The organism is Afipia carboxidovorans OM5 (genome assembly GCF_000218565.1).
GTDB classification, from domain to species: domain Bacteria; phylum Pseudomonadota; class Alphaproteobacteria; order Rhizobiales; family Xanthobacteraceae; genus Afipia; species Afipia carboxidovorans.
On the sequence record NC_015685.1, the window covers coordinates 88,395 to 111,415 of the forward strand.

General features: G+C 59.5%; 17 protein-coding genes and 4 pseudogenes. 12 read left to right on the forward strand and 9 right to left on the reverse strand.

Translation table 11 applies throughout. From position 1 onward, the window contains the following. Nucleotides 1-86 precede the first annotated feature (86 nt). Nucleotides 87-638 carry a methyltransferase family protein gene (locus OCA5_RS18130; protein ID WP_244396110.1) on the forward strand — a complete coding sequence of 184 codons (552 nt, stop codon included), beginning with the start codon at nucleotides 87-89 and terminating at the stop codon, nucleotides 636-638. A gap of 85 nt (nucleotides 639-723) precedes the next feature. Here OCA5_RS18130 and OCA5_RS18135 read toward each other — a convergent pair. Together OCA5_RS18135 and OCA5_RS18140 are read right to left on the reverse strand one after the other, a co-directional pair. Continuing rightward, a pseudogene (locus OCA5_RS18135) lies at nucleotides 724-1,640 on the reverse strand (arsenic resistance protein). Further along, complete coding sequence (locus OCA5_RS18140; protein ID WP_012564841.1) at nucleotides 1,637-3,655, reverse strand: cytochrome c/FTR1 family iron permease; 2,019 nt, start codon at nucleotides 3,653-3,655, stop codon at nucleotides 1,637-1,639. The pseudogene OCA5_RS18135 and the gene OCA5_RS18140 overlap by 4 nt, the downstream one beginning before the upstream one ends. A gap of 452 nt (nucleotides 3,656-4,107) precedes the next feature. Between OCA5_RS18140 and OCA5_RS18145 the strand changes: the two genes are divergently transcribed. Next, nucleotides 4,108-4,839 carry a flagellar hook-basal body complex protein gene (locus tag OCA5_RS18145; protein ID WP_012564840.1) on the forward strand — a complete coding sequence of 244 codons (732 nt, stop codon included), beginning with the start codon at nucleotides 4,108-4,110 and terminating at the stop codon, nucleotides 4,837-4,839. 621 nt (nucleotides 4,840-5,460) lie between these two features. Here OCA5_RS18145 and OCA5_RS18150 read toward each other — a convergent pair. Together OCA5_RS18150 and OCA5_RS18155 are read right to left on the reverse strand one after the other, a co-directional pair. Then, nucleotides 5,461-5,847, reverse strand: a pseudogene (locus OCA5_RS18150) (MgtC/SapB family protein); the annotation flags it as partial. Nucleotides 5,848-5,869: 22 nt separating this feature from the next. Beyond that, nucleotides 5,870-7,046, reverse strand: a pseudogene (locus OCA5_RS18155) (IS3 family transposase). A gap of 207 nt (nucleotides 7,047-7,253) precedes the next feature. Here OCA5_RS18155 and OCA5_RS19650 point away from each other — a divergent pair. From OCA5_RS19650 to OCA5_RS19055, 5 genes are all read left to right on the forward strand, one after another. Then, entirely contained in the window at nucleotides 7,254-7,424 is a 171-nt protein-coding gene (locus OCA5_RS19650) for a double zinc ribbon domain-containing protein (protein ID WP_422836375.1), read from the forward strand. A 226-nt stretch (nucleotides 7,425-7,650) separates the two neighbouring features. Beyond that, nucleotides 7,651-8,568: a cation diffusion facilitator family transporter gene (locus tag OCA5_RS18165; RefSeq protein ID WP_012564839.1), complete on the forward strand. Its 918-nt coding sequence runs from the start codon at nucleotides 7,651-7,653 to the stop codon at nucleotides 8,566-8,568. 205 nt (nucleotides 8,569-8,773) lie between these two features. After that, entirely contained in the window at nucleotides 8,774-9,040 is a 267-nt protein-coding gene (locus OCA5_RS18170; RefSeq protein WP_012564838.1) for a hypothetical protein, read from the forward strand. Between the two features lie 228 nt (nucleotides 9,041-9,268). Next, a complete protein-coding gene (locus tag OCA5_RS19050; RefSeq protein WP_013913479.1) occupies nucleotides 9,269-9,595 on the forward strand; it encodes a hypothetical protein in 327 nt (108 codons plus the stop codon). A 400-nt stretch (nucleotides 9,596-9,995) separates the two neighbouring features. After that, nucleotides 9,996-10,750, forward strand: a protein-coding gene (locus tag OCA5_RS19055; protein WP_148261434.1) for an IS5 family transposase whose coding sequence is annotated in 2 segments (ribosomal slippage) — nucleotides 9,996-10,329 and nucleotides 10,329-10,750 — 756 coding nt in all. Because the reading frame shifts where the segments join, the coding sequence is not laid out codon by codon here. Nucleotides 10,751-10,826: 76 nt separating this feature from the next. Here the strand turns inward: OCA5_RS19055 and OCA5_RS18190 are convergent. Further along, on the reverse strand, nucleotides 10,827-11,021 hold the full coding sequence (locus tag OCA5_RS18190; protein ID WP_012564835.1) for a hypothetical protein: 195 nt from the start codon (nucleotides 11,019-11,021) through the stop codon (nucleotides 10,827-10,829). Between the two features lie 659 nt (nucleotides 11,022-11,680). Here OCA5_RS18190 and OCA5_RS19570 point away from each other — a divergent pair. Further along, nucleotides 11,681-11,914: a hypothetical protein gene (locus OCA5_RS19570; protein WP_244396107.1), complete on the forward strand. Its 234-nt coding sequence runs from the start codon at nucleotides 11,681-11,683 to the stop codon at nucleotides 11,912-11,914. Between the two features lie 95 nt (nucleotides 11,915-12,009). On the opposite strand, the gene OCA5_RS18200 is transcribed toward OCA5_RS19570, so the two are convergent. Beyond that, nucleotides 12,010-14,145, reverse strand: coding sequence for a carbohydrate porin (locus tag OCA5_RS18200; protein ID WP_013913481.1), 2,136 nt, complete (start codon nucleotides 14,143-14,145; stop codon nucleotides 12,010-12,012). Nucleotides 14,146-14,958: 813 nt separating this feature from the next. Here OCA5_RS18200 and OCA5_RS18205 point away from each other — a divergent pair. The 4 genes and pseudogenes from OCA5_RS18205 (at nucleotide 14,959) to OCA5_RS18220 (ending at nucleotide 18,306) form a co-directional block, all read left to right on the forward strand. Then, on the forward strand, nucleotides 14,959-16,248 hold the full coding sequence (locus tag OCA5_RS18205; protein ID WP_012564832.1) for a tetratricopeptide repeat protein: 1,290 nt from the start codon (nucleotides 14,959-14,961) through the stop codon (nucleotides 16,246-16,248). A 112-nt stretch (nucleotides 16,249-16,360) separates the two neighbouring features. Further along, nucleotides 16,361-16,750, forward strand: coding sequence for a hypothetical protein (locus tag OCA5_RS19065; RefSeq protein WP_244396106.1), 390 nt, complete (start codon nucleotides 16,361-16,363; stop codon nucleotides 16,748-16,750). Nucleotides 16,751-17,034: 284 nt separating this feature from the next. Beyond that, a pseudogene (locus tag OCA5_RS18215) lies at nucleotides 17,035-17,257 on the forward strand (hypothetical protein); the annotation flags it as partial. Next, nucleotides 17,257-18,306, forward strand: a complete 1,050-nt coding sequence (locus OCA5_RS18220) for a DMT family transporter (RefSeq protein WP_012564828.1) — start codon at nucleotides 17,257-17,259, stop codon at nucleotides 18,304-18,306. The pseudogene OCA5_RS18215 and the gene OCA5_RS18220, both read left to right, overlap by 1 nt. A gap of 208 nt (nucleotides 18,307-18,514) precedes the next feature. Here the strand turns inward: OCA5_RS18220 and OCA5_RS18225 are convergent, their stop codons facing one another. From OCA5_RS18225 to virB10, 3 genes are read right to left on the reverse strand one after another with little or no spacing between them, the layout of a single operon-like run. Continuing rightward, nucleotides 18,515-20,752 (reverse strand): type IV secretory system conjugative DNA transfer family protein, encoded by a 2,238-nt coding sequence (locus OCA5_RS18225; protein WP_244396105.1) that lies wholly within the window; start codon nucleotides 20,750-20,752, stop codon nucleotides 18,515-18,517. Continuing rightward, nucleotides 20,649-21,707 (reverse strand): P-type DNA transfer ATPase VirB11, encoded by a 1,059-nt coding sequence (gene virB11, locus OCA5_RS18230; protein WP_012564826.1) that lies wholly within the window; start codon nucleotides 21,705-21,707, stop codon nucleotides 20,649-20,651. Before virB11 ends, OCA5_RS18225 begins: the two co-directional genes overlap by 104 nt. Further along, a complete protein-coding gene (gene virB10, locus OCA5_RS18235) occupies nucleotides 21,670-23,019 on the reverse strand; it encodes a type IV secretion system protein VirB10 (RefSeq protein ID WP_012564825.1) in 1,350 nt (449 codons plus the stop codon). The genes virB11 and virB10 overlap by 38 nt, the downstream gene beginning before the upstream one ends. Between the last annotated feature and the right edge of the window lie 2 nt (nucleotides 23,020-23,021).

The window sequence follows — 23,021 nt, forward strand, 5'->3', positions numbered from 1 at the left end:
ATGCTTCACCAGAGTATCTGCTGAAAATTCTAGCCTTGGGCGAAATCAGCACCAGCGCATGCAGATGCTGTGGGGGGGTCAGCATAGTGCTTCTCGTCTCTGTACCTTTCGTTCAGGCCAAGATAAGTCCTGCATCCAGTTATCATGAATTTATCGAGGGGGTCGGCGCTTTTCTTATCGTGGTGGCGATTGTGGGCCGCACATGGTGTGCGCTCTACATAGGTGGTAGGAAGCTGAAAGAGTTGGTGCAATGCGGACCTTACTCGATCGTTCGGAATCCGCTCTATGTATTTTCTCTCTTTGGAGTGGTTGGGATTTGTCTCGGTACAGGAAGTTTTATCCTGACGAGCATCATAGCATTAGTTTCCGCGTTGATATTCCGGCATTTGATTTGTCTTGAGGAGAGGGCGCTTCTAGATCAGTTCGGCCCTGCCTTTACGGAATATGCTGCCCGAGTGCCCCGTCTTCGGCCCCGTTTCTCATTGTGGCGGGATGCTGTAACGGTGGACGTTATTCCCAAGCGGGTCCTAAGAACCTTCTGTGACGCAGCTTTAATGTTATTAGCCCTTCCGGCGTGGGATTTAATAGACACGTTGCAGCAAATGCAGATTTTGCCGGTCTTACTTTATCTGCCGTGAGGAGGTTGCTACAGAGCGTCCTTAAACAACCAGAAGACCTCCGTCACGATCGGTCTTCGAGCCGTTATATTTGAGCAAAGATCGGCTACCGATTGCGTCGATCGGGTAGTTTTGCTCCCAGCCCCGGGATGATACGAATGAAGATCAATTCCGCGATCAGTTCGATCAGTGTTTGGGCGACGATGATCGCGGGCAGGATCGGGGCCGCGCCTGGGACCGCAAGTGCGAGTGGCAGAACGACAAGGGAATTGCGGGTCGCGGCGCTGAACGCCAGCGTGCGGCCCTCTTCCGCGTTCAAGCGAGTGGCTCTCGATACAGCCCACCCGAGCAGCGGAGCGACCACGGCAAACGCCACGTAAACCGGTGTCACACGCAGCGCATCGTTGGCCGCGGGACCGAGCTGCGAAACACCGCAGCGATGACAATGAACAGGACCAGTGCTGTCGTTGGAATTGGCAGCAGGCCGAGCATGGCGGAAACACGCTGTCCGATGACTGAGCGCTTTGTCCGAAACTGGACCATGATGGCAAACGCGAGCAGGATGATGATAAGCCACAGGAAGGCATGAAGGAACGGTCCTGCTTGAACAAGTCGCAATGCGTCCGCGCCGAGAAAGACATGCAGATAGAGCGGCAAAAGTAGCATTTGGACGATCAGCAGCGCCGGAGTGGATGCGAGGAGCAACCTGGCGTCGGCGCGTCCGAGATGAGCGAACGTGACCACATAATCGATGCACGGGCATAACAGGACGAGCAACACGCCGAGTCGGATCAATGCATCGTCCGGCGCGAACGGGATCAGGACCGCGACGAGCAGGGGCACCGCGATGAAATTAACCGCCAGCAGCGCCGCGAGAAAGCGCAGCCGTGCAAAGGCCTGCCCGAGCTCGGCCAGCGATACTTGGAGGAAGGTGACAAACAGCATAAGCGCGATCAATCCTGCCCCGAAATAGATTGCGATCTGGCCGCTCTCGAGCCAATCGCGCAGAGCCCTCGCCGTCATGCGGCGGCGCGGCGATTCCACAGGAAGCCCAACACCAGCAAGGCAACCATGACGAGCTGAGCGCCGATGGTTTCATAAGTCGGATAGATTCCAAGCAATTCGCTCCGCGGCAGGCCAGGCGAAGGTGTGGCCGGCAGATAGCCCGCTTCCTGAAGTGCCGCGCTTCCCTTGCCCATCAACACGATCGCAAGCACCGCGAGCAGCGCCGAGCTGTATGCGAAGAACTTGCCGATCGGCAACGTACGGCTGTAGCGCAACATGGCGAAGGCGATGAGCGCGAGCACCACGCATGCCGCAAATGCACCCGAGACGATCGCGCCGCTGTTTCCCTGGCTCCAGATCGCTGCGTAGAAGAGGATTGTCTCGAACACCTCGCGATAGACGACAATGAAAGCCAGGGCGAACAGTAACCACGCCGAGCGCCGGCTGAGGGCGCGCCCCAACCGATCGCGGATGTAGCGTTGCCAGGCATCGGCATGACTCTTGCCGTGCATCCAGATTCCGACCCAAAGCAACACCGCAGCCGCGAACACCCCACCGACCCCTTCGGTCAATTCGCGACCGGCGCCGCTGATCGTAATGAGCCACGTCGACGCCGCCCACGTGCCTGCTCCGACGATGAGCGCAGCAATCCACCCGCCGTGGAGATATGGCAGCACGTCACGACGACCGGCCTTGACGAGGAAGGACATGATGGCAGTGACGATCAGAATCGCCTCGAGTCCCTCGCGTGCGAGAATCGTGAAGGCCGCAATGAAGCCGGACGTTCCAGAGGCTTCATTCGGTGCCAGTATCGTCTCCGCCTCCGCGAACAACCTGTCGAGCGTAGCTACGCGACTTTGGACGGCTTCCACCGGATCACCTTTGGCGATGGCGGCGCGCAGATCAGACATGGCGCGTTCAATACGGACCATCAGTGCGTTGTCGCGTGCCGCCAGTATTGGTTCAGCCGGCTCGAATCCATCGAGGTAAGCCGAGAGGGCGAGATCGGTTGCTGTCTTGCGTTCACCGCGCTCATAGACTGTGATGACTTCTTTCAGTCGGCTGCGTGCCAGCGTAAGAGTTCCAGGGGCCGGCTGTGTAGCGGCTGCGTCCGGATGCCGTCGTAGATAGGCCATGACCTGCCGCGCCTTGTCCTCACCCAACTCGGCGGCGAGGGTTGCGGGCATGGTAGCCACGAGTTTTTCGAGATCGAAGCGCTTGCGCAGATATGCGTCGCTGTCCCACAGCGTCTTCCCGTTCGAGACTTCGGTGTCGGGATAGGCGAGCGAGCCGGCATAGAAAGCGAGTGCCCAGCGATCCTGCGAAGGGAGGTCGGCAAAGCTCGCCATGCTGGTACCTTCAAGTCCCTGTTCGATCACCTGATAGAGCGCAAACACACTGCGATTGCGCGCGCGCTTTTCATCGGTGAAGGCAATCGGGGGTGGATCAAGCCCGACGGCTTGCAGTCCGTCGCCGCGACCGGTTGCGCCATGACAGCTCGCGCAGTGCTGGGCGTAGAGCGCTTTGCCCCGGCCGCTATCCGGCGCGATGCTTGGGGACAGTGGAACAGGATAGGCCTTGATGAGATCCGTGGCGAGCTCGCGCGCAGCGGCCGCAATGGCTTGTGGCGAGGCCTTGGTTGCGATGGCTCCCTCAAGCGCTTCCGCCTGTCGCAGCAGCCCCGTCTTCGCAGAGGAGGTCGGAAGCTCTCCGATCAACTTGCTCGCCGTGCCCGAGAATTCCTTCATCTCGTCGTATTCGCTCTGGTTGACGATCTCGCCGTTTTCGACCGCCTCTGGATAATCGACGGCGATATAGTCGAGTAACCGCCAGATCGTTTGCGCCGGCGCGGTCTGCGCCGACGCGACCGTCGCCATACAAAGGACAATGAGGCTTGCACGCGCGAACGCGAAGAACACCCGCCGGGGGTCGGAAATGCGGCATATGAACATGGCGAGAATTGGCAGCGATACAGTGAGCCACGATGCGGTGCCATTCCTTGGCCCGCGCGTGGCGATCCGGTCACGATGCATCCGAGCCCTCGTTTGCGCCGCTCCGCAGTGACGGCTTATGCTTTACTACATTTGAACTATTGAGCGATGGATGGACGGAAATCAAGCGCTCGGGACATTGCCGCGTATTAAGCCGGCCCTGGTCGCGCGCTGAATTGTTACCGGTGCAAACAGCCGGTGAATCGTCGGCGGTGCAACCTTCCTCGCCTGGCTCAATCTCGTTCGTGCTGATGCGCAGTCGGCGCCGATGGGATGCTCGTCTCGAAAGCCCGGAGATAAGGTGCGCCATTTTGTCCCATTGGCTTTGGCGAGCCATCGTCGTTGCTGTCTCATCGGGACTGCATCGCTCTACCTTGGCGAGCTTTGGCAGATGCGCGCAAATCCGTGCTTTCAATGGCTGAAAACCCCCGGTCCTGTTTCAGGAGTGAAGCCATTACAATTGAGATTGATTCAGTCTTGGATCGAAGGTTGCGATGAGCGACAAGGAGATCATCGGATTAGCCGCGCTGATAGCGCTGCGCCGCCACGTCGACTCAGTCGCGAATAACGTTGCTAACCTGACGACGCCGGCATTCAAGGCGGGTCGCGTTCAATTCAAGGAATATCTGACTGAGGCAGAAGAAGCTGATAGCCCTGCAATGGCAAAGAGATCTTTGGTATCGACCAGCCACTTCACGGATTTCAGTGTGGGCGGCATGCGGACCACTGGGAATCCACTCGACGTTGCTTTGACTGATGATGATGCATTCTTCGTCGTCGATACGCCGGGCGGCCCGCGCTATACTCGCTCCGGAGCCTTCACGCTCAACGCGGACGGAAAGCTTGCGACGATAGACGGCAAGCCCGTCTTGACGTCAATTGGACATCTGGTGGTTCAACCGCGCGACGGACCCGTTACAATTGCTGGCGATGGCTCAATCTCGACGCGGCAGGGCCGAATCGCTGGCCTGCGACTGGTTCGGTTCGCGGATCGCAGAGAGGTGAAGCCGGAAGGCGGTGGTCTGTTCTCGGCAGCACATTCTCCACTTGAGGTTCCATCCGGAGCGGGCCGTCTGGCGATCGGTGTTCTCGAAACGTCGAACGTGAGAGAGGCGGACGAGATGAGCCGGCTGATTGCAGCGTCAAATGCCTATGAAACCTTGACGAAGGTCGTGTTCAAGTCTGAATCGCCGGACGAACTTCGCAAACTTGCCGGCGAAGACTGACGCATGAGGTGGGACAATTTCGCAAATCGGGCCGAATCACTCCAGGACACAAATAAGAACTTTTTGTCCCTTATATACGCCTTATGCCGAGGAAAACTTGGCATTTTACATTGAAAGGAGAGGGTGTTGATGAAGGTTTGGAGACTGAGGATTCTTACCGTGGCTGTTTTGACGGTCGGAGCGGCGGTTTATCTTGGTGGCAAGGCATCCGCCGCACCGCTGATGACCGGTACAGCTGTAGTGCCCGCAGATGCCGCTCCATTCGTCGAGCAGGCTCAGTATCACCGGTACCGATCTCGCCATTACCGCCCAAGGTTCTACACTCCGCCCAGATCCTACGTTCCGCGCGGCCGCCATTATGCACCTCGATATAGTGCGCCCCGCAGGCACGCGCCGCGCCGCGACCATCAGCGTTAAGTAGCGCAGAACCCCGCTTCGGCGGGGCTCTCTCTTCTGCGGGAGCGCTCTTTCTCGATGCCGTATGCAAGTTCGCGACAATTCTGTTGTACTTCCTTGCCGATCGGACAGACCTGTATCACAAGCAGGACAGCTCCAAACACGCAGGGTCCTGAATATCTTAATCCCAGCGACGTTTTTTGATCTCGACGCGAACGTCTGAATTTAGCGGCTGCCTTTGTTCGGCGTGGAGGATTGGATCATGCTTTTTAGAGGTGCCAGAGAGCGGAGGGTCGCGAAGGTCACAACGCTCAGGATCACGGCAATATCATAAAGGCCATAGCCAACCGCTCCCCCAAGCGCTCCTGTTGCCCACAAGCTTGCTGCAGTCGCTGTGCCGGAAGCATAGTCCCCACGCTTGAGAATGGCCCCTCCGCCGATGAATCCGACGCCGGTGAGCAGTCCTTCGATAATGCGGGCTTGCCCGATTGAGGTCTCTCCCAGAACCCGGATGGCGACCAACACGAATCCGCAGGCGGCAATCGCAACAAGCGGAAACGTCCGCAGGCCAGCACTGCGCTCCTGGCCTTCGCGGTCCCACCCGATTGATCTTCCCCCAAGAAAATGGACAGGGTTAAGCTGCTTTTAGCTCCATCTCGATCGGGCTGATATAGCCGATGGCGGAGTGGCGACGGGTTCGGTTGTAGTATCCTTCGATGTAGGCAAAAATATCGCGTTTGGCTTGTTTTCTTGTCGCATATTGACGGTGATGGACGAGTTCGGTTTTGAGCGTGTGGAAGAAGCTCTCCATCGGAGCATTGTCGTAGCAATCGGCCTTGCGGCTCATCGAGGCCTGGAAGCCGGCGGACTGCACAACCTTGCGGTAGTCCGCAGAGGCATATTGGACGCCTCGATCGGAATGATGGATCAGACTGGCGCCAGGCCGCTGCGCCGAGATTGCCATCGTCAATGCCGCCAACGGCAGTTCGGCGCGCAGATGATCGCGCATCGCCCAGCCGACGATCCTGCGGCTGTACAGGTCCATGACGGTGGCCAAATAGAGCCATCCCTGATCGGTCTCGATGTAGGTGATATCGGCGAGCCAGATCCGGTTCGGCGCGGCGGCGATGAAGTTCCGACCAAGCAGGTTCGGGGCGATCGGGAGGTCGTGCCGGCTGTCGGTGGTACGCACCCGCCGTGGCCGCGCCATGATGGCGCGAATGCCATGACGGCGCATCAAGCGCTCGATCCGACCGCGGCTTGCCCGCGGCCCTGAGCCTTCAGCTCGACATGGATACGCGGGCTGCCATAGCGTCCGTGGTTGTCGCGATGGACCCGCTCGATGTCGTCCAGGAGGTCACGATTGGCGGCGGATCGCCGGCTCTCCGGGCGCGAGCGCCAGGCATAATAGCCGGCCGGCGAGACACCGAGTACGCTGCACATGATCGTCACCGGGTAGTCGGCGCGGCGATCTTCGATGAAGCGAAATCTCATGTCCGAACTCCAGCAAAGATCGCGATCGACTTTTTTAAAATGTCGCGCTCCATGCGCAATCGCTCGTTCTCCCGCTGCAAACGCGAAATCTCCGCAGCTTGATCCGCCGACGGCAGCGCCGCCTGCGTTGTCGGGCGCCGCGACGCCGCCGTCGGCTCCCGCCCGGCCCCACGTTGTTCCACCCACCGGCGCAATACAGAATCGCGCAGCCCAAGCTCCTTGGCCACCGACCCGACCGAGCGGACGCTCGAAGCCACCAGATCGACCGCTTGCCGCTTATAGTCGTCCGTAAATGATCGACGTTGACGTGTTTCCATCTGACACCTCTTGGCTCTCCGAGCCTACTACAGGTGTCCATCAATTCGGAGGAGGTTCAGATTGGGAGCGCTAAAAGGTAAGCAATTGTTAAGTCGACCAAGTGGGAGCCCATTTCTATCCAGTTCAGCGCCGCAAATCTCATTGTCGTCTCCTCTATTCCCCAAGGACCGTCGGAATGGTGGTGCCGACGCAGGGGTCTATTTACGCTGGTCCCTGCCAGCGATTGGCCGGACAGCCGCTTTTGTGCCAATTGCGGCCAGCGTTTCGGATCGGCCGAGGCGGCGTGCGCTAAGTGCAACGCGCAGGTCGCGTCGAACTCCAGGTTTTGTCCGTCGTGCAGTACGGCGGTCGCTGCAACAAATCCTGCGGAAAAGTGATTTCTATCTTCCCGCCGACTCCGATCGATAGTTGGGTTGCGTTGAACACTTTCGGTGGCCGCGAGAACACTACATTTGGATACGTGAGGCGGGTGGACAGCGTTACCGAAGCTGGCGGGCGCCCAAGACCGATCGTATCATGAGACGCTCGCGGGGCCTGTACCGGCGAGCGTCGTGTGTGGTGCTATGATGTGACGCGACTGAATTCCAGCCGCAGGAGGACAATATGACCGCAGGGATCTCGGCGAGCGATTTGATGTCTACGACGACCGCGGCCGGCCGACACAAGAAGAGACTCTATATTGCGCTGACTCTCACGACCACATTCATGGCAGTCGAGGTCGTAGGCGGCTTATGGACCGGCAGCCTCGCACTGCTTGCGGACGCCGCGCATATGCTCACCGATGCCGGCGGTCTGGCGCTGGCTTTGATCGCCATCCGATTCGCGGAGCGGCCGCGGACTCCCCAGAACACCTTCGGCTATGTTCGGATGGAAGTACTCTCGGCGCTCACCAATGCGGTGGTCCTCCTCCTTCTGACGGTTTACATCCTCTACGAGGCCTATCAGCGGTTCTTGAACCCTCCTGAGATCATCGGCGGTCCGATGCTGGCCGTCGCTGTCGTCGGTCTCATCGTCAACCTGATTAGCATGAAGCTGCTCTCTGCCGGCTCGTCGGAAAGCCTCAATGTCAAGGGAGCCTATTTCGAGGTGCTGGCGGACATGCTCGGTTCGCTCGGCGTCATTGTGGCTGCGGCCGTCGTCGTTCTGACCGGCTGGCAACTGGTCGATCCGATCATCGGCGCCGGCATTGGACTGTTCATAGTCCCGCGCACCTGGATTCTGCTCAAGCAGGCTATCCATATTCTGATGGAGGGTACGCCGCCGGAAATCGACATGGCCCTGCTTGAGAAGCGGCTGCTCGACATTCCCGGCGTGGCCGCTGTGCGCGATCTCCACGTCTGGACGATCACCTCCGGCGTTGATGCGATGAGCGGCCATCTTGTCGTGACCGACATGGCTTCCGCGCCAGTAACGCTGGCGGCGGCTCAGGAGGCGCTGAAGAGCGGCTTTGGCCTTGCGCATGCGACGATCCAGATCGAAAACGAAGATCTGCGCAAGGCCGAAGGTGAGCAGCGGTTTTGATTCCGGATGCGCGCTTGGGCGCATTTGAGAGAGGGTAGGTGTGAGCAGACATCAGCGGCGAGGACCAGCCGACAGATGCCCGGATTCTCGATTTCGCACTATGGAAGGTCCCTCGCGCGGCGGGCGCGTGGCGATCCCTGGGGCCTGATCCTCGCCGGCGTTCTTATCTGGGGGCGTTGTTTACGTTGGATATGTCGTAGTCGACATGACCTTGTCGTGGCTCGCCACCAGCGGCGGCGCTGTGCTGGACGCCGGCAAAAATGCCGGGAGCACATTGGGGATGGGTAAGGAGGCTGGCCCGGCGATCGGCACCTTGAAGTCCACCGGCATCGTCGATCAGGGGGTCTCTCTGCTGCGGATCATTCTAAAACCTGCTGCTGTTGTGTTTTGGATGCTTGGTGCGCTCGCTATCGTTTTGCTGCCAAAGTTGCTCTCGATGCTAAGCGGACCATACAGAAGAGGCCGCCATTGAGCGCCGATTGTATAGCTGAGATGATTTCAGTTGCGAGTTGTCTTTTAACCTGTCCCGTCTAGGCGACTGAGTGTTTCCAATGAACCGAGAACGGAGGGGAACCGGGCGGAGAGAACGCCGTTCTCTTATTAGAGACAGCTCAGTTTGGTAGCCAGTGTTCGCGGGACATAGCGGGCACGGAGACATCGTCCCGAGGGTGCCTATTGAATTACCTGCCAGGAGGTGCAAATGCGGAAACTTCTCATCATCGGTGCGAGCGTGGTCTCAGCGTGGCTTTTCTACGCCAATTCGGCAAATGCGCTGCCTATCGCTCCTCAATCCAAGGTCGGAAGCGTGTTCATCGGAGAAGACTTAGTCCAGCAGGTTCATTCGCGCCGATACCGCCACCGACACCATGCCCATCGCCGCTATCGGGGCTACCCGAGCCGCCCTTATCCCTATGCCCTGTACTCCTACCCTGTTTATACGCCGTTCTATTTCGGCCATCACTTCGGAGGGCATCATTTCGGTGGTCATCACTTTGGAGGTCATGGGGGACATCACGGACACCACTAGTGTCACCGTGTTGCAAGCTCTTTGTATGATTGGTCGACAGTCCGAGAAGTTTTGCTGTCGCCACCGATGCCTCACCTTTTCGGCGGATGACCGTGTCGATGATCGCGTCCAGCCGCGAGCGCAGAAGATCGGCCTGTCCGCTGTCCCGCCGTTCGCATCGTGCCCTCCGATGCGATCATGGAATCACGATCCGCGATTCGACGGAATCGCGAAATGAAACTGCAAGCTTTCTGGCCTTCAAACCCAATAGGCTTGCAATCTCAAACCTTACGCCCCTCCAAAAAAGACTCCCGCTTAATAGCTTGGGAGATTCGTCACGGACGACTAGGCTCAGGACCCATTAAATTTGTTGCGCGATGGTTGGCGGATTGATTCAATGGTGATGCTGGGAGGCATCGCCATGACTGATCTTTTGCTGCTATCGGAGGCGCAGATGCGCCGGATCGAACCGTATTTTCCATTGTCGCACGGGATTGCGCGGGTTGATGACCGGCGGGTGATCAGCGGCATCGTCTTCGTCATCCGAAATGGTTTGCGCTGGCGCGATGCGCCACCCGGCTATGGTCCGCACAAGACGATCTATAACCGGTTCGTGCGCTGGAGCCGTCTCGGCGTGTTCAACAAGATCTTTGCCGAACTGGCGCGCAAGGCTGGTAAGCCATCTCGCCTGATGATCGATGCGACGCATCTGAAGGCGCATCGCACGGCTGCCAGCCTTTTAAAAAAGGGCCTGTTCCCCGACGTATCGGGCGCACGAAAGGCGGCCTGAACTCAAAGCTGCATGCCGTCTGCGACGGTCAGGGGCGCCCCGTCGTCATGCTGCTCAGCGAAGGCCAGATGAGCGACTACAAGGGGGCGGCGTTGATGCTCGATGCGTTGCCGCCCGCTAGCCAGTTGCTTGCCGACAAGGGCTACGATGCCGACTGGTTTCGCCGAGCTCTCGCCGAACGAGGGATCATGGCCTGCATCCCATCGAAGTCGAACCGCAAAAACCCGATCGAACATGACCGCAAACTCTATCGTCAGCGGCACAAGATCGAGAACATGTTCGGCAGGCTCAAGGACTGGCGGCGCATCCACACCCGTTACGACCGATGCGCACACACCTTCATGTCCGCCATCTGCATCGCAGCCACTGTTATCTTCTGGCTCTGATCAATGAGTCCTGACCCTAGCTTACCGCATGATTTCGAGGGCCATGCCTATAGGTCCCGACGGTCCTACCAGTCCATCAGTGATGACCGCCAAAGCCATGACCGCCAAAGCCGTGGTTGAAATGATGGCCGCCGCCGAAACCGAACGCTATGCCGGGCCCATATCCGTAGTAGCCGGGACCATAGCCGTACGCGTAGTAGGGATTGTAACCATAGCTGTAGTAGCGGCGAACATATCGCCAGATCGATAGCAGCGGCCACGATAGTCGCACACCAGATGAAATGGCTTTGACATTTTGGTCGGGCAAAGCTGCAGGTGATGTCACAAAAAAGGGAGCGGCGATGCCGACCCCGCTAACGCGACGGCGAAAACCCAACCCGCGCCAAGCAATCCGGTCGTTCGGTTCGGTACGCTCGCTGCCATAGGCCGGATTTTGACATGATCAAACCTCTCGGAAAGAGCAAAACTACATACACGGACGCGCAGCTAAGCCCTCAACGTAAGCCTCTCCACTTGTTCCATATACGACCCTGGGTTGCTCGGGCTTGAATTCCATATTCGGCAATATTGGTGCGCACAATCCAGGACCTTAAGTCCTATTTTCCCGGACAGTCTCCTTCAACGGCGCGTATCGCAGCGTCGTAAACGTGACGGCGCTTAGAATAGCGGCGATGTGCTTTCCTGGTGCGCGTCCCCGATTTCCCGGAAGGTTGCGGCGTGGCGATTGCGCTTTCGAAAATTGGTGATCATAAGCTATGATCATGGTATCCTTGGGTTTCTTCTGCCGGAGCAAGACGATTGTCGGGAATATTCCTCATTCGGCCTCACCTCAGCGCCCCAATTCTTGTTGCGATCGGCGCATCAATCTTCTCATGCCATGCGGCCCTCGCTGGACCCTGCGCCAAGGAGATTGCACAGCTGGAAGCTGCAATGAACGCGTTAGCCGCGAACCAGGAGGGCGGTACCGCACATCAGTCGCGCGACGCCACGTTGCATCGCCAGCCGACGTCGGGCTCGGTCGTCCGAGGGAAAGAGCAGGCCGCTGCCGACGAGCGGTACGACCGCGCGTTATTGAATCGTGCCCGCACCTTGGATGAGCAAGGCGACGCAGCGGGTTGTAAAGAGGCCCTGACGAAGCTGCGCCGCGGGGAATTATCACGTTGAGATGGCGGAGGCTTCGAGCTTGTCCAAGCCGCGGTAGCTTGGCGCGAAATTCATCTTCATGCGCTGGCGCCAGATAGCGTGATGTGAGCAACGCCTTAGTATTGCGAATGCACGCGGAAACCGAGCACCGAGACGGGTCCACGGTCGCGGTTGTAGGCCGGGTTCACGATGAGCTGATAGTCCAGCGTGACCTTCGCAGCTAACACCGGAAAGCTATAGTAGGTCTCGACGATCTTCTCATTACCGGGACGAGACAGCATCCCGTCGCCGACCAGAATTCCCAACCCGCCGGCATTGAGAAACGCCTGGTGCACATTGGTGATGCCGTTGACGGCGCCAGCAATACCGACGGTGTCGTTATCGCGCCCCCATTGTTTTCCAGAAATCGAGAGGCCGGCTGCAACGGTCCGGTCGACGTCTGTGAATTCATAGGGTTCTTTATTGCCATCTGCGATGCCAGCACGGGCGAAGAAGCCAACATTAGGGATGAGTTGCTGCTCCAGATTCATGCTGATGCCGCCGCGGCTTTGGTAGCGGCGCACAGCGGTGATGTCGGCAGGGCCTCCGTTTAGCGCGGCGAGTTGGATGGCGTCCTGGAAACCTCCCATCCGGCCGCGCGTCAGAAATCCGCTGATCGCGATTTTCCCGGGTTGATCCCAAATGGCATATCGCCGCTCGATCTCGCCGACCCATTGGAACTGTCCGAACTGTGGATCGAGGTGGGTGGCATTCGGCGCGATGGACAGATCGAACAGGCCGCCGCGGAAGGTCCAGGGACCTTGGTACCATTCCGCAGCCGCGCCGACGGTGTAAGCCCAGGCGTCGGCCGCGTAGTCAAAGGTTCCGGTGTCGATGATGGCCCAGTTCATGAAATCGGACCGGGGATCATGAGCGTATTTGTTGGTGTCGAAAATATCGCCGACACTGAATTTTCCCACCGTGAGCACTAGTCGATCCGAGGTTTGCGATCCCGAAAACTGGTTCAGCCCGGCGTCGACTTTCTGAATCTCTCCACCGAGGTCGATGGTCTGGCGCAGGAACGCCCGGTGCAGGCGTGTATACGGATAGCTCGCGCCGACCTTGTAGGCCTCCCCGCTTGGAAATCCCGCGGCGCCGACCGACGCGCTCAATCCAAAACCCTGATCGACCTCCGGATTGACCCACGCCTCGGCGCCGTCCCAGAGCCGGACGCCCGCATACAAGGTCGTGTCGAAGGTCTCGCGTCCGGTGTTGGGGTCGAGACTGTTGCGACCGCTATAGGGAGCCCGAAACGGCGGAGCGTATTGACTGACGTAGGTAGCTTGGGCGTGGAGCGCGAAGCGGTCCGTCTCCAGCGCGGATGGCCCCTTGGTGAGGAAATCCGGGATGTGGCTCGCGTCGCCGATCCTGTAGTTGAGGCCGAGCCGGATACTTTGCATGGTGAGGTCGGAATTGAACGCTTCCGACGCACCCGTGAACCTCATGCCCTTGTGGCCAAATCCGGTTGCCAAATACTCGGCTTTTGCCGTCCAGTTTGCCGCGAGTGGAATTTCGATACCGGCTCCCGCCGCCCATCCCAACCGCCACAACAGCCTGGTGTCCACCGTTCCCGGCGTCGCAGCGCCGCCAACGGAAACGCCGTCGACCTGGGTTCGCGTCACCTGATCGTAGCTCCAGGCCAACCCGCCCGTTCCATAGAGAAGGAAATGATCGAACGCATAGCCGGCGCGGGCACGCGCGCTTCCGTAGTGAATGACCGCCTCGCCGTAGGTCACCTGGCCGGTCAAGGGCGAGGAGACCGTCTGACTGCCGCGCACGGAAAAGGGTACCTGCACGTCCGAGTTCGGAAAGGAGATATCGGATTCGAATCCCAGCATCGCGCGAGACGGAAAGACATGGTTGTAACCGCCCTGAAGCCCGGCCACGTAGTTGCCGGTCCCGCCGATGAAGTCGAAGTTGAAGGGAAGGTCGAACGATCCGCTCAGACCCGGAGCGCCAGCGCCTGGTGGAATCGCGGACCAGTTTGAAAGGCCTCTGATCGCACCTACGTGGACGCCGGCGTACCAGCCATTCCAGTCGTAGAGCGCAAGGTACGGCACGGGCGCCTTAACCGGAGGGTTCGCTGGCAGATCAGCCGCTATCGCGCAGGAGTATGTTGCAAGCGCTACACCGATCCCACCCCCTATCTTGCAAATCCTCTTCATGCCGCGCCCTGCAACCCGAACGAAACTTAGACCAAAGAAATGTGACATTCATTCCTAGACATTCCTGCGAGTTGTTCGCAATAGGCCTTGTAGATCAAGCGCCAACTGCTCAAGAAGTCGGTGAAATTGTTGCGCCACACACGGGGGCGGACAGCTCCCTCACCGAAATCGTCGGTATTTCTGGTGGGTCTATTGGTTGGGCAGACAGGTACTTCCCACACAGGGGGAACAGGCTTGTGGCTTCTCACTAGTGCTTTCCAGCGATCACGGCTGGGATTATCCTGCCTTTAACTTGCGATCAACCGATCGCATTCGCTCGCCTGTTTTAGCCCCTGTGCGCTAATTTGAATTTCGTAGCGGTCTGCTTTGGAGTATGAATCCATTCGTTGGTTTGCTTGCGGAGGCTCCAATGTGTCGCATCCGCTTCGCAATGTTGGTAATGGCGTTCACGGCCGCAACTTGGTCAACTTGCCAGGCCATCGGGTCCTTTCAGACCAAACCGGCGTTTCCGAAGGTCATGATGGCTGGTGCTGCACCTCCACACCCAACCGTCAGATTGCCCGATGCGTCCGCACGCGATCTCGTTGGTGGCTGCGGTAGGGGTCGCTTCCGCGATCATCAAACACATGGTTGCCGTGGCCCGGCCGATATCAGGTAAGGGCTCGGCCAGTACCAACAATTCTGTCGAATCCGGTTGTCGTCGAGCCGGGTTGTAATACTGTTGCATTCTGAGATTTGACAATGAGAGGGCTTCCTCGCTGGCTGAAACTGTTGCACGCGTCTACGGCGGTTACGAATGTTCGCGCCGGCCACCACGAAAAGCGGTTGCGACGGTGGTGCCCCCTCACTGAGGTAGGGTCGATGGTTGGCTTTTCGAGGAAATTCGTCAGAACGGTCGCTTTTGGCCTGACCACGGCGACGGCCTTGGCGATGTGCCTCATCTCCCCGAGCTTCGCTCAACGTGACCCTCTCGATCTCGCACAGGCCGGCTTCGTTGCGAAAGATCGCGGCGATTTCACGCTGGCGATACGCTTGTTTGACGAAGCGCTTCAGCGCGGCTTGTTCTCGGACAAACAACGCGGCCTTCTCCTTTACAGTCGAGGCGTTTCTAACGAAGCACTCGGTCGTCGCGACCGCGCCCTGTCAGACTTCGATGCGGCCATCGCGCTGCTTCCGGAATTTCCCAGCGCCTACCTCTATCGAGGGATCATCTGGGGCGATGAGCGCGAATACCAGCGCGCCCTGCAGGACTTTCTGACGGCCAGTAAATTAAATCCCGGCGATCCTCTCGTTTTCAACAACCTTGGGAATGTTTACGAAAAACTGGGAGATTTGGATCGTGCCATCGAAAACTATGGTCTAGCGATCCGCTTGCGTTCCGACTACGCTCCTGCCTATTACAATCGTGCTCGCACCTACGTTCTGAAGCAGGATGAAGAGCGCGCCATCGCAGACTACGACAAGGCGATCGCGTTGCAGCCGACCTACGAAGACGCCTACGTCAACAGGGCGGTCCTGTATTTCTTCCGTCGAGACATCAAGAGTGCTCTCGCAGACCTCGACACCGCGATCAGGCTGAATCCGCGGGACGTTGCCGCTTTGTCAAATCGCGCGAGTGTGAATCTGGCGATCGAAAAATATGCTGAAGCTTTGAGCGATTTCGATCGAGCGTTGACGGTAGATCCAGGCAATGCGGCCACATACTTGGGGAGAGGGCGGGCGCACCTGTTCTCTGGAGCAGTCGACGATGGCATCGAGGACTTCAAGACCGCCGTGCGGCTGCGTCCGTCGAATCCCTATCCTGTCATTTGGTTGCACATTGCTCGGGTCCATCGAGGAGAATCCGATCGCGAGGAATTTGAGGCGAACGTAAAGGCTGCGAAAGGCGAAGCCTGGCCGGGCGCAATGCTCGATATGTATCTTGGGCTGCTTGCTGCGGACGAGGTCAAAGCGGCTGCCCAACGGGGCACAGACCGCGAGAAGTCCAAACGCGAATGCGAAGCGATTTTTTTTATGGGCGAGTTGGCTCTGCACAAGGGTCAGACCCAGCAAGCACGGGACGCCTTGCGAGAGGTGACGTTAGGCTGCGGACCGGCGGAGCCCGTCTACGGCGCGGCGGTTGCGGAAGCCAAGCTGCTGCCTCGGCAATAAAGCGCCTTACACAGGTCCGCTGCGCCGCACCCAAGTTCGAGCAATTTCTTTGCGACTGACGGTCGTTCGTATTTCTGGGAGTCTTTGCGTTCGCATCGGGCAGATCTTCCTCATGAAGGGTGCCGGCATGTGGTCTTTTGACAAGCATTTTTCGGCGACCGCGGTTGGGATTGTCCTGCTTTTATTTTGCAATCAACCGCGCGCGGTTGCTCGCGCTAGTCAGGTTGGTCACGACGATCCCTGGAATCCAGAGCATATCGAACATCTGCCGCCCGAGGTTCGGAATGCTGTCGTCCGCATGTGCCGAGATCCACTCCGCGCCGGACACTACTTCGCAACCTATTTCGACAATTCGCGCTTGATGAAGCTGCACTTCGAGCATCTGCACTGTGACGGGCAGGCAATATTTTGCAGAGGAGACATTTGCCTGCACCAGGAATACGTTTCTACCGGAGGTCACTATCGGCTGATGAAAAGCTATTATGATCGCAACAACGATTGATCCAGCCGAATGGCTCTTCTTGGTTTGTCTGCGAACAGTCCGCCAAATTGGCACCAGCGACCTCGTCGACAAGAGCGCGACATTCGAGATAAGGCTGAGCCGGACTCGCCGTGCCCCCTCGAACAAAACATTCCATAAGATATATTATGCGAATTCATTTTCATCATAGATTTCTGCTACATAGTATATCAATTCTCCATAACACTTGTTTAAATACTTGCCGGATGCGTACGTAGGCTCGCGCTGCTATCTTGATCGTCACCGAAATCGTTGAACGACCATGAGCGCCCGCGCTCAGCGTCTATCGGTTTTGGCGGGAGTCTCGGCTATGCGATCGGGGCGCTTTCCGCTGGTCTGATCGCCGACCGTTTCGGATTGTCGTGGGCGATCATCTCGATCGCCGCGCTGACATTTGATTCCGGGGCCGTGGTCGCCATTGTGATGAGGGCGCGTGGCAAACATCCGAGCAACCCGATAGCTGCCGCGTCCATGTCACCGAGAACCTAATGATGCGCACTGGCATATTGCTCGCTCTCCTGTCCGCCCTCCTGTTCGGCGCAAGCACACCTTTCGCCAAGCTTCTTCTGGGCTCCGTCGATCCATGGACAATGGCGGGGTTGCTCTATCTCGGCGCAGGGCTGGGGCTGGCGGTGATCCATGTCTCACGGGCTGCGTTGCGGCTCCCCACAATCGAGGCGCCGCTCCGGCGCGCGGACATTCCTTGGCTTGCCCTGGTCGTGCTAACGGGCGGCATCCTCGGCCCCCTGTTCCTGATGTTTGGCCTGGCCCGCACCGACGCCGCGACAACGTCGCTCCTTCTCAACCTCGAAGGCCTCGCGACCATGGGCATCGCCTGGGTGGTATTTCGTGAAAACGTGGACCGGCGACTTCTCGTCGGCGCCTTCGCGATCTTGGCCGGCGCAGTCCTTCTCTCCTGGCAAGGACAGGCATCCTTTCAATGGGGCACCCTGCTCATCGCCGGTGCCTGCCTGTGCTGGGGGATCGATAACAACTTGACGCGCAAGCTTTCGTCGGCCGATCCGGTGCAGGTCGCCATGCTCAAGGGGCTGGCCGCCGGCGCGATCAATCTCTTCATCGCGATCGCCAACGGCGCCGCTCTTCCTTCCGCTGGTGTTCTACTGGCCGCCGGCGTGGTCGGATTTCTGGGCTATGGCGTGAGCCTTGCCCTGTTCGTTCTCGCTTTGCGCCACCTCGGGACGGCGCGAACGGGAGCCTATTTCTCTCTCGCACCCTTCGTAGGCGCTATCCTGGCCGTATTTATGCTGGGCGAGCCGCTGTCGGTGAAGCTCCTGATCGCCGGATGCCTGATGGGGCTCGGGCTATGGCTGCATCTGTCCGAGCGGCACGAGCACGAGCATACCCATGACGTGCTGGAGCATGAGCATCGGCACAACCATGATGAACATCATCAGCACGAGCACGGGCCGGATGCACCGCCGGGCGAGCCGCACACCCACTGGCATCGCCACGCGCCGCTGGTGCATCGGCATCCGCACTATCCCGATCTGCATCACCGTCATGATCATACGCACTGATCGTTTTGCGCCAGCTTGTATGTTTGACGTGAAGGTGAACACACACCCGCACTTTTTCGCGCTGTACCATGCATCCACAATGGACGTATCGGTTAGTCGTAAGCGCCGCTGGAATAGCGCGGCCGGTTATCGGCCCAGCGCTAATCTCAGTTTTAACAGTGAAGGCGAAAGGTGCGCGCTGGGTTGCACGGGCGTACGCCTATCGGCGTCACTGTTCGTCGTCGCCAAAGATTTGGTGTAAAGACCTAAGCATCTCGATACTTTGCTGGACCTTCGTGTCTGGTGTTGAACGCAACACACTCACCATTGCGGTGAAATGTTCGTCCTGTCCTGCAGCGGCAGATGCGAGAATGTCCCGCACGTCGCAGCTTTCTCCCGGAGGAACGGGAGGCGTTGCGCCGAGCGACAGCGCCTTGCGCGGCGGGGTTGGCGGTGTTGGACGCGGCGAAGAGAGAGTGAGAGGGGCAAATTCTCGCAGCGGTTCGGAGGTCTTCGCTTTGGTTGTTGTGCTTTTCGCGCTTCGACGGGATGTGGTCACCTTGCGAGCCGGCGCCGATGTGGGTGGCGGTGGCGCTGTCGACGGGCTTGCGGTCGTGGCCGGTTCTTGGGGCGTGTCAGGCGCCGGATTGATTGCCCCGCGCAGCGCCTCATCTTGCCAGGTGCGCAGTTTGGGCAGCGCCGGCGAAGAGCCCTTTGCCCGTTCGTAATACGCGCGATAGGGTTTATCTAAGTAGTGCCGGATTTTGGTCAATTCGAACGAGCGGGAGTTCTTGACCATCAGGATTGACAGCCGGGCCGACATCTCGCGGAGTTCGAGCGGGCTGCGCAGCGGGCGCGGTGTATAGTGAGGTGCCCAGACGCGCGGCGCGAAAATGCCCTGTCCTGGACGCTGGATCGGCGTTTTATAGACTTGTGTCGTTTCGCCGAGCATCTCGGACACAAAGTCCGAGGTTTCGAGATCGTTGATCTGGATGAACAGCTTGATCTGCGAGCCCGAGACCGTGGTGATGCGCGTGTTCCTGCCGTAGAGTTCGTCGAGCTGCGCAATGTCCTGCATCACGATCGCCATCCGGAAGCCATATCCCGCGCTGATCGTGATCTTCGAGATCAAAGAGTCCATTCGGCCGACATGGTAGAATTCGTCGAGCATGAGCAGCACCTGATGCGGCTCGTCGTCACCCGGAATCTTCACCATCATCAGATCGTGGATCTGCTGAAACAGGATGCGGATTAGCGGCCGGAAGATCGACAGTTCGGCGATGGTACAGCCGATGAAAATCGTCATCGGACGGCGCCGTAGCTCGCGAATGTCGAAATCGGATGTCTCGGTCGCGGCCGAGATGAGGCCGTTGTTCCACAGCGACATCGCCATATTGACGTTGAACACGGCGCTGTTGCGGGTCTCGGGCTCCAACGCGATGTACTGGTTGAAGCTGTCGACCACCCATGCCGGCAAGTGCTGTCGTTCAGTCTTCACGATCGCACGCAGCACCGAGGAGATATCCTTGCCGGTCGTCGTCATCCGGGCCACCGTGCGCATGTGCTGTGCGCCCGCGATCAACGGTGAAGCCAGCACGTAGCCGATTAACGCCGAGAGCAGAAGACGGCCGGCTCCGGCCCAGGTGTCGTCGGCTTTTTCAGGAATCACAAAGGAGGCGACGACCAGGCAGTCGGTCGCCATGCGCTCGTCGCGCCGTACGAAATCGAGCGGATTGTATCGATGCGTGTCGTTGGATCCCGGCGAGAACATAAAAACCTTGTTGCCCATCGCGGCGCGATGTTCCGCAAGCGCTTCGAAGTTTTCGCGCTTCGGATCGAAGAACACGGCCGAACCCTGCCAAAGATAGCCATTCGGGAGGACGAAGCCGGTGCCCTTGCCGGAGCGTGATGGTCCGACGACCAGGATATGTGCGGGCTCGTCCGAGCGGAGCGTGGCGCCGCTCAGCGTTCCCAGCACGATCCCGCGCTTGGCGGTCAGGCCCTGCTTGGCCGCCTCCATCAGCGTGCCGAAGCGGGCGGCGCCATACGGCATCTGGCGGCGATTGATGACCGCGAACAGCGCCCCCGCGAGTCCGATCGCGCCAACAGTGGCCGCCGCATAGCCGGCGCGGATCAGTGCCTCGAGTTGGGTGCCTGGGAACAGGAGTCGGTTGTAGAAATGACGCCAGGCGATCACAAAGAAGTCGGCGGAGCGATCGGCGTTCTGCATCCGGAACAGCGCCCAGCGGGTGGTGCCCTCACTCGGGAAGCGGCCCGGCGCCCAGCGCAGGGCAACGACAATCTCATAGGCCATGCTCCACAGCAGCCAGAAGGCGAGCAGCAGCAGGATCGCGACGCCGATCCTATAGGCGACGACGCGCGCCATGACGGCCTTTCCCAGTGGTCCGCTGTTCCCGCCATTCTGCCATGCGCGAGAAATGCACCGCCGATGTGCCGCGCCATCCACCGACCTTTGTCTGCTGAATGACGATCGGCAGTACCGACCTTATGTAGCTGACAATCTCGTCGCGGCGCAGGCCGAGCCCGGCCTGCATCACCATCAAGGCGAGTTGCTCGAAGGCGCCGGCAGGGCTGTCGGCGTGCACGGTCGTGATGCTGCCCGGATGCCCGGTATTGATGGCGCGCAAGAATGAGTAGGCCTCGGCGCCACGGATTTCGCCGAGAAAGATGCGGTCGGGCCGTAACCGCATCGAAGCCTGCAGCAGCGTTTCAACGGTGATGCGGGCCTCCCCTTGATCGCCTTTGGAGGCGACGAGCGGCAAGTAGTTTTTCTGGATCGGGTTAACTTCCCGGGTATCCTCGATGGTGATGATGCGCTCCTCAATCGGCACCTCCTTGAGGATGGCATTGAGGAACGTTGTTTTTCCGGAGCTCGTCCCGCCCGAGAGCAAGATCGAGTAGCGGCTGACCACGGCGAGCCGGATGAACTCCTCGATGCGGCCGGCGTCGAGATGCTCGCAGAGCTGTCGGTCGGTTTCCGACAACGCGCCCTCCCCCGCCGTCGTCACCTTCTCGAATGAACCGAGCTTGCGGTAATCGTCGAGCCGCATTTCCTTGATGACCTGCTTGCGGATGGCGAACGCGCCTCCCGCCGTCGTCGCCGGCGGCATCACGCCCTGAAAGCGCTCTCCGGTCGGCAGCGCCGCGGAGAGCAACGGATGCTCCTCGTTGACGCTCTGGCCCGAATGTCCGGCGACACGCTCGGCAAGATGCCGGATGGCGTGCTCCGTTAGGCTCGGCACCTCGTGCCGCTCCATTGCGGCCTGCCCGAAGCGCTCGACCCAGACCTCGGCCGGACCGTTGACGCAAATCTCGACGACATGGTCGTCATCGAGCCAGGTGCGGATCGGATCGAGTGCGCGGTCAATGAAGACCGTCAGACTTCGCGCCAGCACGTTCACGCTTCAGCTCCCTCAAGGCTTCCTTGACCGGATCCGGATAGAGCGCCGAAAAATCGAGATCGCGCCGAACGAAGACGATGATCCGCGTTCCTTGGTCGAGGTAGATCGTGGGTGGGATATTGATTGAGTTTCTGAGCGCCTGCTGCGCGATGTTGGTCAGCGTCTGCGACACGTTTTGCGCCGCGATCTCCCGAGCCTGCAGGCTCAACTGATTTTGGTTCACCCCCGTTTGCGTCTGCGTCACGATTCCTGTCACCGGATCCGTCGTCATGATGATGGAGCCATTGCCGATCGTGTTGGTGTTCTGGCCATAAGCACTCAAGAACTGCGCTGCGCCGCCGACGACCGACAGCATGATCGCCGAACCGAAGCGCTCCAGATAATGATTGTCGACGAAGCCGGCATTGCCGGCGCGGCCCAGATCGTCGGTGCCGTTCGATCCGAGCTGCACCGAGACGCCATCGGAGCGCAGCATGCGGGTCCACACCACGAAGACGCGCGTCTGACCTTGTGCGATCCCCGACTTGTACTCGCCGACAAGGCGGCTTCCAGCAGGAATGAGAACGCGCCGACCGTCGAACGACCAGACATTCTCGGTGACAACGGCGCGCACCATGCCTGGCAGATCGCTCTGGACGGCCGTCTCCAACACACCACGAATCATCGTCCCCTGCGCCACCAGCGCGTCAATGCGGTTGTTCTTGATCGCTCGGGAAACCTCGACGCCGGCCGCGGAAACCGACGACAGGAAGCGACGATTGGGATCGTCCTCCGGACCTGCGGCGGCCTTGCTGCCATCGTCTGGGTTTGCAGTGTTTGCCGCCGCTGCGGCGTTGTCGGCAATGACCTGCGGAGCCCGAAGGCGCTCCCATTTTCGTCGCTCCTCCTCCTGCCGCTGCCGTTCGAGCTCCGCGAGACGGCGCGCTTCGTCGTCGTTCGGCAGCGCACCCGCCAGCGGCGGCTCCGGCGGAGGGGGCGCCGGCAACGCAAGCGGTGGTGCGACCGGGGGAGGTGGTGGGGCGGGTTCGGCCGGGGCCTGCGGAATGACGATGGTACCCTGGTTGGTTTGCACGCGAGGGGTCGAAAGCGACGGCGCTGGAAACTGCGTCGTCCTGAACTCCTCTTTGTCCGGCGTCGTTAGGGTGGGCGAACGCCGCGCGACCGTTCCATAGATCATCCAGGCAGCAACAAGAAGCGCGCCGATCGGCACCCCGAATTTCAAAAAACTGCCGAGCGCGGTTCGACCGCGCGCGACGGAGGTTGCCGCCGCAGCTTCCAGTTCGAACGAGCGATAGTCGTCAGGCGTGGGCATGA

Bases quoted from the DNA above. Each gene is read 5' to 3' on its own strand.
- OCA5_RS18170 (WP_012564838.1), top strand. From the start codon at position 8,774: ATGACCTTGTCGTGGCTCGCCACCAGCGGCGGCGCTGTGCTGGACGCC.
- OCA5_RS18205 (WP_012564832.1), top strand. From the start codon at position 14,959: ATGGTTGGCTTTTCGAGGAAATTCGTCAGAACGGTCGCTTTTGGCCTG.
- OCA5_RS18165 (WP_012564839.1), top strand. From the start codon at position 7,651: ATGACCGCAGGGATCTCGGCGAGCGATTTGATGTCTACGACGACCGCG.
- OCA5_RS18200 (WP_013913481.1), bottom strand. From the start codon at position 14,145: ATGTCACATTTCTTTGGTCTAAGTTTCGTTCGGGTTGCAGGGCGCGGC.
- OCA5_RS19065 (WP_244396106.1), top strand. From the start codon at position 16,361: ATGAAGGGTGCCGGCATGTGGTCTTTTGACAAGCATTTTTCGGCGACC.
- OCA5_RS18140 (WP_012564841.1), bottom strand. From the start codon at position 3,655: ATGCATCGTGACCGGATCGCCACGCGCGGGCCAAGGAATGGCACCGCA.
- OCA5_RS18145 (WP_012564840.1), top strand. From the start codon at position 4,108: ATGAGCGACAAGGAGATCATCGGATTAGCCGCGCTGATAGCGCTGCGC.
- OCA5_RS18220 (WP_012564828.1), top strand. From the start codon at position 17,257: ATGATGCGCACTGGCATATTGCTCGCTCTCCTGTCCGCCCTCCTGTTC.
- OCA5_RS19050 (WP_013913479.1), top strand. From the start codon at position 9,269: ATGCGGAAACTTCTCATCATCGGTGCGAGCGTGGTCTCAGCGTGGCTT.
- virB10 (WP_012564825.1), bottom strand. From the start codon at position 23,019: ATGCCCACGCCTGACGACTATCGCTCGTTCGAACTGGAAGCTGCGGCG.
- OCA5_RS19570 (WP_244396107.1), top strand. From the start codon at position 11,681: ATGAACGCGTTAGCCGCGAACCAGGAGGGCGGTACCGCACATCAGTCG.